Here is a 16,200-nt window from a genome sequence, read left to right as displayed (position 1 = left end):
GTTCTTTTATTATCTTTGGTGCTTATAAAATAAAAATCTATTCAGATGGCGCGGAAGGCATTCCGGCAACTTCTTTAAAAGCAAGCCAGAAATCATTTAAATCACAGGAAGTCTGCTTTGGAAGGACAATGGAACAAATATAATCGCCATGCCTGCAGGAAATCGCCTTATATTGTGCGCAATGGATAAATTCACTGGTATAGCAATGACCGGATTTTTCGAGCGACTGGATTTCCAGCACTTTAAAATCAATCATAAAACCAGTTTTTAAGACTTTGGACAGGGCCTCCTTTATGGTCCATACCGTTACACAACCGATCAGAGAATCCGGCTCAGTATGAGCAATTAACCGGAGCTCTCCAGCAGTCAGCTGACTTTCGAAGGCCTCCGCCTGAGCAACGTCAATTTTTTCAATATCGACAGCCAAAGGATGATCTTCCGGAAATGCCAGTGCAAGCCCCAGGTCATCACAATGCGTAATGCTAACCTGAACATTCGACAAGAGCTTACTTTTTACCACAGGAAACTGAAAAATACCGGAATCAATAAATATGGCATCCATCCCCACTCCTTCCTCCAGCCTTGAAATGGCATGTTTTGCAGCTACCCTGCCAAGTAAATAACTGGCTCGGCGCCGATCAAATCTCAAAGAATCAAGATAAGCCCGTTCATTCGGATGAAGAACCTTAAAATATTGACTTAAACCTGGTAAATTTTCTTTTATAATACAAAATCCAGCTCTAAAAGTCCGATCAGTTCTGTTTAACAAGAGAAGGCCATCACTCATTTCAATTTGTTGCTAAGTCGGCTAAATATATAAAACAAAAGAAGCTAATCCGGGATTAAATTTAAAATCCGGGCAAGTTTGTCCAGCTGCTCCACTTCTCTTTTGTAGGGTGTCATGATGGGAATACTCTTCGATGCCGATGAAAGAGGCAGATTATACTTGACAAAAGTAGCCAGCGTTCCTGAAGGACCGAGGTCAATGTACAGAAAAGGACCATCCATCTGCTCCATATAATTAACGGCCTTTGGAAAATCAATATAGCCCCTTGCAATGTCTGAAAAATAGCTCTGGGGCATGGAACTGAGGCCTTCGCCTTTTAAACCTGAAATAAAACAAGGCCCGGGATCCGGAAATGCGCCAAGATGAGCAAGCGAATAGTCAAAGGTCTTGCAGCCCATTTCAATGAGCGGAGAATGAAAAGGATATTTAACAGGAAGTTGTACATATTGAATTCTCTGCTGATCCAGTCCCGATAGAAATGAATCCAGATGTAAAGACGAACCGGAAACGGTAAAATGCCCGTCAAAATTATCCGTTGCCAGAAAAAGACCATGCCTATCCAGCAAAGCTTTCGAAATTTTGTCTTTTGCACAGATAATGGACAACATGACACCGGTATCGTTACTTCTGCTGATTGATTTTGCCTGCTCAATCGCCATCTCCAGAGCGTTATCGGCAGTCCATATTCCCGCCACTACACCGGCAGCAAACTCTCCAAGACTGTTCCCCAAGACATAGTCGCAGGTAATATCCAGTTCCTTCATCAATTCGTACATCGCAAGTTCAACCGCAACGATCGCCGGATGGGTGACCAGTATATCATCAAAAACAGCAGTTCCGCTATGGTACAACTCATCGATTAAATTCCTGTTCAACTGTTGCTGAACAATCGCATGACTGTGCTCCATACTCGTCCGGAAAACGGGATGATGGTCAAAGAGTTTCTGCCCCATACACCGGATCTGGCTCCCCTGACCGGAAAATAGAAATGCGATTTTAAATTCGTTGATCATATTCCTTTCGCCTTCCGGTAAGCGTAGGTCCACAAAGAAGTATAGAGCTGAGGCAAAAACTTAAACAGTAATTTTGACTCATTCCTCCACCAGAAATTAACGTTGGTATTCAGACTATCCTTGGCATGTACCTCATGCCACCAGCAAGTGGGCAGGTACAGCAACTCTCCGCAATTCAATTCTACTTCACTAAACTCATTGAGCTGCTCCTGAACCTCCCTGTCGGAAGCATTCTCCCGCAGGTTCCGGATATTACCATACGAAGAAGTGTGCCCCTGAAAGGTAGAAACCTTTTTAGCATGATATTTTTTCCAGCCCGGCGGAGCAATATAAAATACTTTCTTCCCGGAAAGCTGAAAATTAAAATTGTCATAAACATCATAATGTAAACCACTGGGGTCTCCTCCAAAATTGACCCAGAAATTGATTTCTTCTAAAACTGAATAAGACACCACATCCGGTGCAAATTGTTCAAATACAGATTTCCCGATATCCTGCCCAAGATTTCTGATATCGGAGGCTACATTATAGGTATAATCGGGACTCTTTTTATAAGCATCCATATTTTTAACAATTGCCGAATAACTAGTTTTCAGATAAGTCGCATTGTTTCTGGTCGCTGCGGGATCTGTCTTATGGTACCTCAGTAAGGTAAGGGGGAAACTTTCCAGCCTTTCCAGAAACTCGTCTCTCTTTGTTTCCCAATTGCTCTCGGGCAACAAAACAAACGGAGTATTCTTTTTTAGGTGTTCTTTAATCTGAAGCTGTGCTGTTTTACGGAGCCTGGGGATAGGTTGATTGTTCATGATTTTAGAATTTTGAAATGTTTTATAAAGGCGCTAAGATTTAAAGGATTGATACATGTTCTCCAGGAGGCTGGCCGACTCCTCCATCATTTTCACCCCGATTTCGTCTACATGACGGTTCCGCCAGCTTTCCAGTGTTGTTCCTTTTACCCACTGGTTAAAAGCACCAAGCGCCGGACCACAATGGACCTGGAAATTAACCTGCTGATCTTTATTTCCCGCAAGGGAAAGCCGCATGCTGTAGCCAAAGTACCAGCGGAAAACCAGTGCCATTTTATGTCTTGGATTTTGTTCCGCTTTTTGTATTTCGGAATGTTCCCCCTTATTTTTAAAATAGGTAATGGTTTCTTCCCAGATTTCAGGAATCGGCTTTTTGAAATAATTCCGCTCCAGTTGCTCTACCGTTTTCTCAGGAATCTCATGTAATGCATTATACTGTGTATAAAGCGCATATAACTTATTTGCCCTTGCAGGAAACAACACTCCTTTTTTAAGTACCTGAACCTTAGAACCGATTTCAAACATATCTCCGGCAGGTGCATAAGCCGTATCCTGGACATTGATCTCTTGCAGGAGGTCTTTTACATAATCGCTCATATCGGCCTCCACGGTACATTGATTAATCGATCCGGTAAGTACAAAATCTGCGCCCATCACAAAGGCACAGGCAATGGCCTGAGGCGTTCCGATCCCTCCTGCAAGACCAATATTTATTGGTCTCTGGTATTGATATTCCTTTTGAATATCTGTGCGCAGTCTTTGAATGCTGGGCAAAAGCACCAGGGCAACCCCACCATCGGTATGTCCACCCGAGTCTGCTTCGACACAAATGTCATAGCTCATCGGAACCGTTTTCGAAAGCTCAGCCTGCTCTGCGCTGATCAGTCCTTCCCGAAGCAGTTTATTGACGATCTTCTCCGGAGCAGGCCGCATAAATTCTTCTGCGACCTCCGGCCGCGAGATCTTACCCAATATTTTATGCCTGCAAATGGTCTCTTTATTTTCTCCCTGCTGCAAACCGGATAAACGATAATAGACCAAAGATTCCGTCATTTGCATATAAGCGGCAGCTTCAATGTGTTTCACCCCTAACCTTAAATAGAGCTTTACCGTTTCCATTTCAAAGGAAGGATCGGTGATGCTGTGCAGTAAATTCAGCCCAAATGCCTGGCCTTCTGTAAGCTCATTCTGGATATGCTGTATATCCGCTTCAATTTTTTCAAGTGATAATCCACCGGTCCCAAGGTAGCCAAGCATATTGGCTTTCCCCATCTTTACGACGAGTTCTCTTGAGGCAATGCCCCGGTACATCGCACCTGTCACATAAGCATATTTAATCTGATAATCTTCCCGGAATAGTTTACTCCCCAGTTTCATCGGCAGACTTCTGCCGGATTTTGGCACTGAATTTTCATTTTCAGTTTTCAGCTGTCCGTTCTTTACCGCAGTTCCGTTTCGTTCAACGGCAATGGCATTACTTTGCCCTAAAATAGGACTGCACTTTTCCCGGATCTCATGAACCATTTTTGAAAGAATGCTGCTGCCGATTTCCTGGTAATCAACCACTCCCTTTCCCATTAGAAAACGGATGCTGTTGGTCCACAGCACCGGACTCGCAATCTGTGTGCTCAGTAACCTCACTGTCTGCTCTTTTTCATAAGGAATGCCCAATGCATTTGAAATTACAGGAATGGTCGGAGCGGAGAATTCAAACCCTTTTAAAAAACCTTCAAAATCTACCGCAGCCGGGGCCATATATCTGGAATGAAAGGCCGCGCTGACCTGCAGAGGAATAATTCTGATCCCTTTACCTTCAAATTCAGCAACTACCTTTTTAATGGCCTCCTGTTTCCCGGCAATGACGATTTGCGAAGGGGTATTAAAATTGGCGATATCTATGCCTTCATAATCCGGAGTACTCAGCATTTTTTTCAATTCGGTCATTTCAACGCCAACAACTGCCGCCATGCCGCCGCCAGAAGCTTCAGCCATCAGCTCTCCCCGCTTCCTGACCAGCTTTAAGCCGGTAATAAAATCGAAGACCCCTGCCGCGAGTAAGGCATTGTACTCCCCAAGGCTATGGCCAACAAAGTACGAAGCAGAACTGTTTTCTTTGACCGCAGCATAACCAAAGGCGTTGACCACGTACAAAGCTGGTTGCGTAAACTGGGTTTGCGACAATTGTTTATGCGGATCGGCGACACAAAGTTCCTGCAAGTCATACCCCAACAAGTCTGAAGCTTGCTGTGTCTCAGTTTTGTAACGGTTAAATAAATCCCTCCCCATACCTCTATACTGGGAGCCCTGACCGGGAAACATAATTGCTTTCATAGGTATACTGGCTTTTTATTTCTCATCAATTCAACAATACTGCTATTCAGGATCTCCAGACCTTTCTCCAGGCTCTCTGCGGATATCGTAAGCGGCGGAAACAATTTGAGCACCTGATCCTCAGCCCCGCAGGTTTCAATCACAAGGCCGTTTTTAAAACAAGCTTTGGAAACTTCAACAGCCATGGCTTTGTCTTTAAATTCAAGCCCGATCATAAAACCCCGCCCCCTTATACTCAGCTCCCCCGGATATTCCTCCTTTATTTCATGAAGAAAACTCACAATGGCTTTGGATTCTCTTTTTACTTTTTGGCTGAGCTGATCATCTTTCCAATATTTTTCAATGGCGACTGCAGCGGTGAGGAATGCATAGTTATTCCCCCGGAATGTACCGGTATGCTGCCCGGGCTTCCAGGCATCAATTTCCGGCTTGATCAGCAACAGCGACATCGGCAAACCGCATCCACTGATCGATTTAGACAAGACCACCATATCCGGCTGTATGTCTGCAAATTCAAAAGAGAAGAAATCACCGGTCCTGCCACAGCCGCTCTGAATGTCATCAATGATCATCAGGATCCCATGTCTGCTGGTCATTTCCCGCATGTTTCGCAGCCATTGCTGTGTGGCAATGTTAATTCCACCTTCTCCCTGTATGGTTTCTAAAATGATGGCTGCCGGCTTGCTTAAACCACTGCCCTTGTCGCTTAATAGTTTATCCAGCAGCACTGAGGTATCAATATCAGGGCCCAGATAACCCGAAAAAGGGTGGAATGTAGTCGATTGCGAGAGGTCATCTTCAAGGCCCTCCCTGTAATAGGCATTCGCGGTTAACCTCAATGCCCCCTTAGAGTGTCCGTGGTAGGCGTTCGTAAAAGAAATGATCTGATTTCTCCCTTTCACGATCTGTGCTAGTTTTACAGCTGCCTCCACCGCATTCGCACCCGTTGGTCCGGTAAACTGTATTTTATAATCCAGTCCCCTCGGCTTCAGAATATAACGGATAAAATTATCTATAAAACTTTCTTTGGCAACCGTGGCCATATCCAGCGAATGGACAATTCCATTTCGACTAATGTAATCGATCAGCGCCTGTTTCATGTCCTCGTCATTATGCCCATAATTCAGTGCACCGGCACCTGAGAAAAAGTCAACATACCGGTTATTGGCTTCATCATATAAATAAGCACCAGATGAAGTGCTAAAAGTTGCAGGAAAGTTCCTGCTGTAACTTCTAACTTGTGATTCGTGTTCTTCTATTGTTTTCAAAGCGTTAAGAGGTTAAATAGGGTTTAAATTCTGTTTGAGTCAGGGTAATCCAACGCCTGCAATGTGGCTCCTTTACCATACTAAAATGCGTACCGGTCGCTTTAACAGTCCTGATGTCCTGATAATATCTGCTCCAATCCTTATCTCCATCCAGCTGCTCTGCGCCCTCATGGGCCAGAATGCTGATGACAGGATAGGGTAACTTTTCTTCAGGTTTATAGTGTATGCTCATGCTGGCGACACAGGTCTGATACAAGCGTTGTAAATAGGCGGAAGAGATGTCAATCCCTCTTTTTTCCAGCTGGGCCATCAATGCTGCAGGGCGGTCGTTTTCCCTTTCCTGTAGTAATCCATGAATGAGCGCTTCTTTTCCAATGATGACCTCATTGCTGATCTGCTCCACTCCTTTTAGAAAATCCATTTCGATATCTGCCTGACTAAACCTGTTGTCGAGCAAATCAGTATATCCGTCAATTAAAAAGACATTGGCAATTTTGAGGTCAGGGCTAAACTGAAGCTGTTTCAGCAATTCATAAACAACCAGACAACCGTAACTATGAGCAACGAGGTTGATTTCCTGCTGATCAGCAATGCTACGGATCAACATCAGCTGTGCTGCGGCGATCTCAGGAATACTGTTGAGAGGCTGTTCATCTTCAAACAACCCCTTCATCTGTAACCCATAAACATTTCCATTTCCGGGTAATGCCCCGGCCAGTTCAAAATAACCATCAGCAATGCCTGGCATACCAGGAATCACAAATGAAACAATGGCATTGTCCTCTCCTTTTCTTAATTCAATCAGGTGTTGATCAATTGCGGGATTGCCGCTCAGCATTTTTACACCATCCATACCTGAGCGACTTAACACACTAGAAAACAGGAATATGGTTGGATATCTGAATAAAAACTGTAATTCAAGGTGATCCAATTCAAATGCTTTCTTAATCATACCGTTCAACCGGACACTCAGTAAAGAATGACCACCCAACGCAAAGAAATCATCATGGATGCCAATCTCAGCAGCTTCCTTTTTTAAAACTTTTGCCCAGATCTCAACCAACCTTGCTTCTGTCTCATTCCTTGCTCCTTCATAAAACCCGCAATTTATCGCTGCAGTTTCCGCCCTGTTGGTAAGATCTTTTTTGTCTATTTTCCCATTGGCGGTTAGCGGTAATTTTTCAAGCCTCACAAAAACAGCAGGAATCATATAAGCTGGCAACCTGTTTTCCAGATCTGATTTCAAAGCAGATGGTTCCAGATGTTCCGGGCTGACAAAATAAGCGATCAGATATTTATCTCCTGATTTGTTCTCCTTTACCACAACAGCTGCGGCAGTTACCGAAGGATTTCCCTGCAGGGTATTTTCAATTTCGCCCAGTTCAATTCTATATCCACGGATTTTCACCTGGTCATCCTGCCTTCCCAGACATTCGATATTTCCATCCGGCAGCCAGCGTCCAATATCTCCTGTCCTGTACAGGCGTTTTCTCCGCTTTACCTCCTCCGTATGGATCGCGTGTTCATCATCCGGTACCGAACGGAACTTTTCGCTGACTTCGCTGAAAAACGGATCATCCATAAACTTCTGCTCCGTCAATACTTCATTGTTCAGGTAACCCCGTCCTACACCAATTCCGGCAACACAAATTTCACCTGGTACCCCCACAGGACAAAGGGTCATGTGTTCATCAACAATATATATACGCATGTTCTGAACCGGGAAACCAATCGGGATCGTTTGGGTATAAGGCATGGTATCGGTAAAAAAGAGGGTCACGTCATCCGCAGCTTCAGCGGGCCCGTAGGCATTTACTACTTTTATTCCCGGAAAACTCTGGAGCCAACGCTTCAGAAGACTGGAATGAAAAGTCTCTCCGGTTACCAGAAGGTATTGGAGGTTGGCGAAATGAGTCCCCCCATTTTCTTCAATAATGTCGAGCAAACTATTTAAATAAGCAGGTACCAGCTGTAATATCGACACCTGACAATCATTCACCCGCTGCAGAAACACGGCCGGATCTAGGATTTCTTCCTTACCTAGAACTAAGGTTGTTCCACCTGTCATCAAAGCAGTCAGGGATTGCCATACCGATATGTCAAATGAAAAAGAGGCATTTTGAACGATCACACTATCCGAGGTAAGTTCCAATTGACTGATCATGGCATACAAATGGTTTAACATCCCCTCATGTGTGATCATGGTTCCTTTTGGCCTTCCTGTTGAACCTGAAGTAAAGATCACATAGGCCAGGCTTTCCGAAGTATTGAGTTTCTCCGGATTTTCTTCGCTGTTGCTGTCCGCGACCAAAGCAAACAAATCCAGTTCCTGCTGGTCGACCAGCACTTTACACTGACTCTGCTCTACCATATACCTGATCCGGTCTTCCGGATATTCAAAATCAATCGGAATATAAGCCGCGCCGGATTTTAAAACAGCCAGTATCGTCACAATCACCGCTTCACTGCGTTTCAGCTTGATCCCGATAAAGTCGTCGGGTTTAATGTGATAAGTGTTCCTTAAATAATTTGCCAGCTGATTTGAACGTTCGTTTAATGTTTTATAAGTCAGTTGCTCTCCTTCAAATACCAAAGCAATATGATCCGGGCTCTTCAGCACCTGCTCTTCGAAGAGATCGATAAATGTCTTTGCCTCCGGATAAGGTTCAAAAGTATCGTTCCATTCCACAAGCAGTTGCTTTCTTTCTACCGCAGTCAGCAAGTCAATAGATGACAACAATCCTTCCGGATGCCTCAGGACCTGATCTATTACATGCTCCAGGTATTTAAAAAACCTTTCTGCAGTTTCGCTGTCATAATAAAATTCGTCGTATTTGATGCCTATGGTAAAGACTTCTGAAACTTTACAATTGAACGCGAGCGGATAATGATCTTCTTCCAGCGCCTCGAGATTTTTAAATGAAGAAGATAGGTCTGTGATCGCGGATTCATTTACGGGGAAATTTTCATAAGCATACAAAACCTGAAACAGCTGCTCATTATTGCTCAATTGTGCATACTGATGAATCAAAGATAAAGGGGTATGTTCGTATTCCAGTTTCTCCTGTAGTGAGTTCTGATTGCGGTGTAAAAAGTCAATTGCACTTTCATCGGCATTGATGTTAAAATACCCTGGTGTGGTATTGATGAGCAAACCAACCATATCCGACAAATCTATTCCCGACAATGTCCGACCTGAGCTGACATCTCCCAGCAGTATATTTTTTTCGCCGGAAAGCTTACACAACATCAAGGCCAGACAGCTTTGGATCAAACTATTCAAAGTAATGTGTTCCTTCCTCGAAAATACTTTTAACCGTTTGGTTAATTCTTCAGAAACAAGAAAAGACAATTCCTTAAAAGACTGCCGGCTTTGCGGCATGTTGCTTTCCGACAGGCCAGACAATGGCAATACTGCCCTGGTGCTAATGTCAGATAAATATCCGGACCAGAATTGTTCGGCTTTACCGGAATCCATTTGCTGAAGTGCCTCAATGTATTTATAATAAGGAAGACTGGTAGCTAAAGCAAGCTGTTTTGCATTCTTTAACGCAATATAAGCCGACAGTAAAGCTCCGGAGAAAATGCCATTCGACCAACCGTCTAATATCATGTGATGGCGGGTTAAGATCAGTTTACTTTCCTGTTCTGAGTATTTAACCACCGCCACTTTCAGCAGCTGGTCCTTACTTAAATCCCAGCGTTGTGACCGGATGCCTTTCACCAATACCTCCAGCTGCTGGTCCCGGTCAGCATCACTTAATGTATATTTCTCAATTTCCAGCGTCCTTGTTTTATATACGACCTGAACCGGAGCAACCAATCCTTCATGATAAAATGAAGTTCTTAAGACATCATATTCATTGGTAACTTTCTCCAGAGCTGCCTCAAGCGCATTCAGATCGATCTCTTCCGATAAAGTCAGGATCATCTGACTTTTGTAGATCATCGAATCTGGAGATAACATGGTTTCAAACAGGATGCCTTCCTGTAAGGCAGAAAGCGGATAGATATGAACGATCTCCTGCTGCCGCTCTTTGCCATGGGATTCGGATAAGAACCTGTCCAGTTCTCCCTGATCCCAGTTTAATAGCGGAAAATCTGAAGGAGTAAAACCAAAACTGGAAGGGTTGGCACAATGTGCGATTACGGCAGTCAGCTGCTGTTCAAATAAAGTGGCGAATTGTTCCAGCATCAATCCGTTTTTCAATGCATACGCTGTCTTAAACTCGAAAGTCAAGCCTTCTTTGGTCACCATTCCGTTCACGAGGATATCCTCACTCCTGTTCTCCGGTGCCACCATATTTCCAAAGGACTCTTCTGCAAGGGCCAATAATCCGGTAGCTTCAGGAGGTAAACTAAGATCCCCGAGGTAGTTGAACATCAACTCCGGCACCGCAGCGTCATGTAATCCGTTCTCTCTTTTTAAGTATTTTAAGATGCCATAACCAATGCCTTTGTTTGGAATTGCCCTCAATATCGTTTTTACCGTTTTGATATAAGATGGCAGGTCTTTACTTGCAGGAGCATCAATCAAAACCGGAAAGATGCTGGTAAACCAACCGGTAGTGCGACTGATATCGACATCTTCAAATAACTCTTCCCTCCCATGTCCTTCCATATATACCGGCATCAATTCTCTTCCCGACCATTCCCGATAAGACAAATACAGTGCAGAGATAATGAGGTCATTGATTTGAGTACGATAGGCCTGATTGCATACCGTGATGAGTTGCTGATATAGCGATGTATTGATCCGGGCAAATATCCGATTCGCTTTTTCAAGCGGTTTCTGAACATCGAGCAGTTTAGGTAAAGACCCGCTGGCAGCTGCCTGTTTCAGCCAATAGCCTTGCTCTTTCTTAATTTCGTCTTCAAAAGCATACCTGGAAAGTGATGCCGACCAATACTGATAGGAAGTAGTTTTGGCTGGCAAAACCGCTTCCGATGTGCTCAACAGTGTCAAAAGATCGGAGATCAGAATCCGCCAGGAAATACCATCGATCACGAGATGGTGGATAGTAATCAGCAGCCTGTGATTAGACTGCTCCTCAGCCAATAACAGGTGCCCTGCGCGGATGAGCGGTCCTTCTGCGATATCGAGACTCGCCTGTAAACGCCCGCTCACATTTTCAATAGCGGTATCCAATACATCAGTGCTAACAGCGCTCAGGTCATAGCTTTCCAGAAAGTCCGGCGACAATGCATCTGCACTAAATTGCTGATGCCAGTGCGCTCCCTCTTTTTTGAAGCGAAGCTGAAAAGCATCGTGCTGTGCACAGATCTTCGAAAAAGCGAATTTTAGCTGTTCGGTACTGATCTTCTTATCTATTTCTAAAAGTACAGCATGATTGAAATGACTGACCTTCGGATGATTCAGTGAAAAATAATACTGCTGAACCGGGGTTAACCCAACTGCTCCGGTCAAGATTTCCGGCTCTTCATGGATCTGTTTCACCAGACTGTGAGGAGCAAGTTTTTCTATCGTCTGGTAGTCAAAAAGCTGTCTGGTTGTCAAATGAATGTTCATTTGATTGGCTTTACTGATCACCTGTATGCTTTTAATGGAATCGCCTCCAAGTTCAAAGAAATTGTCGGAAACGCCTATTTTATCCAGTCCAAGGACCTCTTTCCAGATCCTGACTAGGTTTTTCTCCACATCATTGCCCGGTGCCCGATATTCCTGATCTCCTCCATATATGATGTCTTGTTGTTCCAGTACCTTACGGTTTACCTTTCCGTTCAGGGTTAGCGGAATTTGTGCGATTGGAATAAACAGCGATGGGACCATGTAATCCGGCAGGGATTTCTGAAGGAAAATTTTCAATGCAGCAGGTTGCAGATTTTCTGTCTGAACAGGTACATAATAGGCCAGTAATTGTTTGCCCTCCCCTTGCTCCTTTACAATCACTACTGCATTTTGTATGGATTCGTGGGCGGACAAGGCATTTTCTATTTCTCCAAGTTCAATCCGGTGTCCTCGTAATTTGATCTGATTGTCAATCCTGCCCAGGCATTCAATTTCCCCTTCAGGCAGCCACCTCGCCAGATCACCGGTCCGGTACAAAAGTTTACCACTGTCAAAGGGATTGTCGATAAACTTTTCGTCGGTTAATGATTTCCTGTTCAGGTAACCTGTCGTTACACCATCACCTCCTATGCACAACTCTCCGGTCACCCCAATTGGCACCAGTTCATTTTCCGGACTGAGGATATAAATTTGTGTATTGGCAATAGGTCCGCCAATCGTAATCTGCTCATCAGGTCCCAAAGCTTTTACGGTAGACCAGATGGTGGTTTCTGTAGGTCCGTACATGTTGAAAATCCTGCTCAGACCACAATTAAAAATATCGGCAGCCATCGACGGGCTTAAAGCCTCCCCGCCAACCAGTAACTTTTTCAACTGCCCTATGGCAATCTGACCTCCGGGATGCGTGACCAGCTCCTGAGCAAATGAAGGCGTACATTGCAGGTGAGTAACGCTTTGTTGTCTGATATTTTCTTCGGGAACCCAGGGTTTGTTCAGCTTCTTTTGTAAAAAACGCTGATGCAGTGCCGATTGTCTCAGCAATTGCTGAAGTTTAACCAGATTTGGCAAATTAGACATGATGGTATCGTTGTCAATGCCATAATCCACCAGGCAGGCAATTTCGTCGACTCCGATTTCAGTAAATTCCCAAACCCGGGACATACACGATTCCGGGGTCCCGAATAAACCGCTTGTTAGAAAATACCGCTCGAAACCCATTTCAACAATGGCTTCCAGATCTTTCTCCATGTCTAAGCCCGCCTGTTTCGCCAAAGGTTTTATTAAATCCACAGAATGACGTAAATAGTTTTTGAAAGGCTCCCGAACCACCTCTTTAGTCAGCTGCAGATCTTCAGAAACAAAACTATGCAGCATTAAAGCCACTTTACCATGATTTGCATCGAAACCATGCTCCGTTAAGGAACGGCGATAAAGTTTAATTTTCTCTCCCAGCTCTTCTTTATTCTGGCCAAGCAAATGGGTTAACAGGTTCGCTCCTATAGAACCGGCATAAATGAAAGTCTCCGGATTCCCGGCCGCAGTGATCCATACCGGTAGTGATTGCTGTACCGGTTTAGGGTGGATCTGCACCTTAAAATCATGTCCTGTACCATTTTTACGAATGTATGCAGCGCCCTCCCATAAATTCTTTACCTCCACCAGTTTCTCGCGCATCTTCTGATGACGTTGCTCATAGTCTTCCGGCGAAAATATAAAATCGTTTGGATGCCAGCCGGAAGCAAAAGACAGCTCAACACGGCCTTCAGAAAGGTGATCAACCATCGCCCATTCTTCTGCAACCCTCACCGGATCGTGTAGAGGAAGTACCACGCTTCCGGCCCGGATCTTTATTTTTTTGGTCAATACGGCCACAGCAGCAGCGGCGACGGAGGGATTGGGAAACTGATCACCAAAAGTATGAAAATGACGTTCCGGAATCCAGACACCGGACAAACCATGCTGATCGGCAAATCGCGCCGCATTGCATAACAATTCATATTTATTGCAATGGGTAACCTCTTCCTGTGCCGCGAAAAAGAAGAGACTGAAATCCATATTTGCCTTCTCCGTTTTATAAACCGGCCGGTCTGGCTGAATGACCACTTTACTTCCCTTGCAGATCGTCCAGAAGAGTTCCAGTACAGAAATGTCAAAGCTGATGCTGGTTACCGCCAGCCAGACTTCCTGACTTTCTTCATTTCCAACCTTCAAATCCATCCCTTTAAAGAAATTCATCACATTCCGATGCCTTACGCCAACGCCCTTTGGTTTGCCTGTAGATCCTGAAGTATAGATCACATAGGCAAGAGATTCCGTGCTTTGTTTTGTCGCAGGGCGATTCGGAACAGGGTCTGTTAATTCATTGGCCTCTTGCACGATCAGTTCACTTTGCCAGGTGTCTTCGTCCAGACACAAAGGCAAATAACTGCCTCCAGCCGGAAAAAGTTCCAGCACTTCCGTTGCTGCAAGTAAAAAACCTGCCCCTGAATCATCCAGTATATATTGTAAACGGTCTATAGGATAGCTGAAATCCAATGGCACATAGGCACTGCCGGCTTTCAAAATTCCCAACAAACCAATCATCATCTCCAACGAGCGGTCTACACATATGGCCACCAGGGCGTTGTCCTTTACCCCTTTACTGCTGAGGTACCGGGCCAGCTGATCTGCTTTCCGGTTCAGCTCAAAATAGCTGAGTTCCTCCCCTTCATATACGAGGGCAACCTTTTCCGGGCTTTGTAAGACCTGTTTTTCAAACAATTCATGAATGAGTACATCATTCAGATAACCAACATCGGTATTGTTCCATTCTGAAAATAATTGATGACTTTCTGCTTCAGGTACAAGGTCATAGTCTTTAATTTCCTTTTTAAAATCTTTCTGAACTTCGGTCAGCAGTTTTTTGAAATAGCCCAGATGGCGTTTGATCGTCAGTTCCTGAAACAAATGCCTGTTATATTTTAAATTGATCCGGAGCTCTTTTCTGAAGTCGCAGACCTCAATCAGGTAATCTTCTTCACTTTCCTGGAACAAATCAGTCAGCATCTCTGCCTGTTCATAAATCCCTTCTTTTTTATCAAGCATCGCATCAAAGAAATTCTGATACAGGTAACCCGCCCGAAGTACAGATCCGTTTTCATGTGCTTTACCTAAGCCGAATTCCGAAACGAGTTTTGGAAAAGGATAGGCGGCGTGATCAATACCATGAACAAACTGAAGTTTTACTTCGTTTACAAAATCATTAAAGAAAGCTTTAGCTGAAACCCGGTTCCTGACGATCATCATGTTGATGAAATAGCCAATCCCCTGTTCATGTTCCTTCTTAGGACGTCCGGCGGTTGGTGTGGTCACAATAATATCTTCATCGCCGGTTATTTTATTCAGAAATACATTGTATACGCTCAACAGCAATACCGACAAATTGACTTTCAACTCCCTCGCCAGGATCTTTAATTTGTCCAATGCTGCTGCATCCAGAATGAGTGTTTCTGAAGCCATTTCTTTGGAGTCCTGATCCTTTGAAAACAGCTGATCAAAAGGCAGAGATAATACCGGTAATTGCCCGCTCAGTTTCTCTTTCCAGAACAAATGATTTTCATTTGCCTTTTCACTGTTCAGGTAAGCTTGTTCCCAGTTCACATAATCAAAAAAAGCAAGGTCTTCCGCTTGATCGCTACATTTCTCCCCTTTCATCAGGTATTCGATCTTTTCGAGAAATGACCTGACAAAAAAGATACTCGATGTTCCGTCAAACACGATGTGATGAATCACAAAGAGCAGGGATGTGCTTTGCTTAACAGCATCAACACCGGCATATAACCGCAACAGGCAATCATTTTTAAGGTCGAATGGTTTTCGCTGTAATGACAACCATCCTTCCTGATGCACTTTCTCGCTTCCCTCTCTGTTATAAATCAAAGGCACAGTTGCCCGTCCATTTTCACATTGATAAAGCTCGGCGCTTTCCTGATCGTTAAAAAAGTTCATCCTCAAAATGGGATGTGTAGTCAGCATCAGTGCCAATGCTTCCGAAAGAATAGATTCGGGAACATCCAGATTTAGCGTAAAAGCAACAGGAATATTATAGGCAGTATGATCCGGATCAAAGTGCTGGATAAAAAACAAACCTTTTTGCCCCTCCGATAATGGGTAACGAATTTCCGGCTCAGGGGCCTGGACTTGTCCGGATTCTTCACTTGCTGTCCTTGCCTTTTGCAGCAATGCATTTTCAAGGAGGTTAAATAAAGCCCCGAAATCGTCGGCGACAAACATCTGGCCCATTTTGATATCCAGACCGAAAGTTTCATTAAACTCCCTCACAAACTGGATCATTTGTACCGAGTCAAAATCATAATCGAAAGGCAGTAACGACCGGTCTATTTCTTCCAGTTTCATCTGAAAGATCTCCGACACGATCGAAGATAATTGTGTCTTATATTGCTGTATTATATCTTTTTCCATCATA

General features: G+C 44.2%; 6 protein-coding genes. All 6 read right to left on the bottom strand.

The window, feature by feature from the left end:
* Nucleotides 1-37: 37 nt before the first annotated feature.
* Nucleotides 38-649, bottom strand: a complete 612-nt coding sequence (locus AAFF35_RS11525) for a 4'-phosphopantetheinyl transferase superfamily protein (RefSeq protein WP_342332635.1) — start codon at nt 647-649, stop codon at nt 38-40.
* Between the two features lie 182 nt (nt 650-831).
* Nucleotides 832-1,833, bottom strand: coding sequence for an acyltransferase domain-containing protein (locus AAFF35_RS11520; protein ID WP_342332634.1), 1,002 nt, complete (start codon nt 1,831-1,833; stop codon nt 832-834).
* The gene (locus AAFF35_RS11515) at nt 1,797-2,606 is read right to left on the bottom strand and encodes a cupin-like domain-containing protein (RefSeq protein ID WP_342332633.1); all 810 of its coding nucleotides are present in this window, start codon (nt 2,604-2,606) and stop codon (nt 1,797-1,799) included. The genes AAFF35_RS11520 and AAFF35_RS11515 overlap by 37 nt, the downstream gene beginning before the upstream one ends.
* 33 nt (nt 2,607-2,639) lie before the next feature.
* Entirely contained in the window at nt 2,640-4,937 is a 2,298-nt protein-coding gene (gene fabD, locus AAFF35_RS11510) for an ACP S-malonyltransferase (protein WP_342332632.1), read from the bottom strand.
* Complete coding sequence (ectB, locus tag AAFF35_RS11505; RefSeq protein ID WP_342332631.1) at nt 4,934-6,205, bottom strand: diaminobutyrate--2-oxoglutarate transaminase; 1,272 nt, start codon at nt 6,203-6,205, stop codon at nt 4,934-4,936. Before ectB ends, fabD begins: the two co-directional genes overlap by 4 nt.
* 4 nt (nt 6,206-6,209) lie before the next feature.
* On the bottom strand, nt 6,210-16,199 hold the full coding sequence (locus tag AAFF35_RS11500) for an amino acid adenylation domain-containing protein (protein WP_342332630.1): 9,990 nt from the start codon (nt 16,197-16,199) through the stop codon (nt 6,210-6,212).
* Nucleotide 16,200: the final 1 nt, after the last annotated feature.

Origin of the sequence: Pedobacter sp. FW305-3-2-15-E-R2A2 (assembly GCF_038446955.1) — a bacterium.
Taxonomy (GTDB): Bacteria; Bacteroidota; Bacteroidia; order Sphingobacteriales; family Sphingobacteriaceae; genus Pedobacter.
This window is presented reverse-complemented; position numbering and strand designations above follow the sequence as displayed.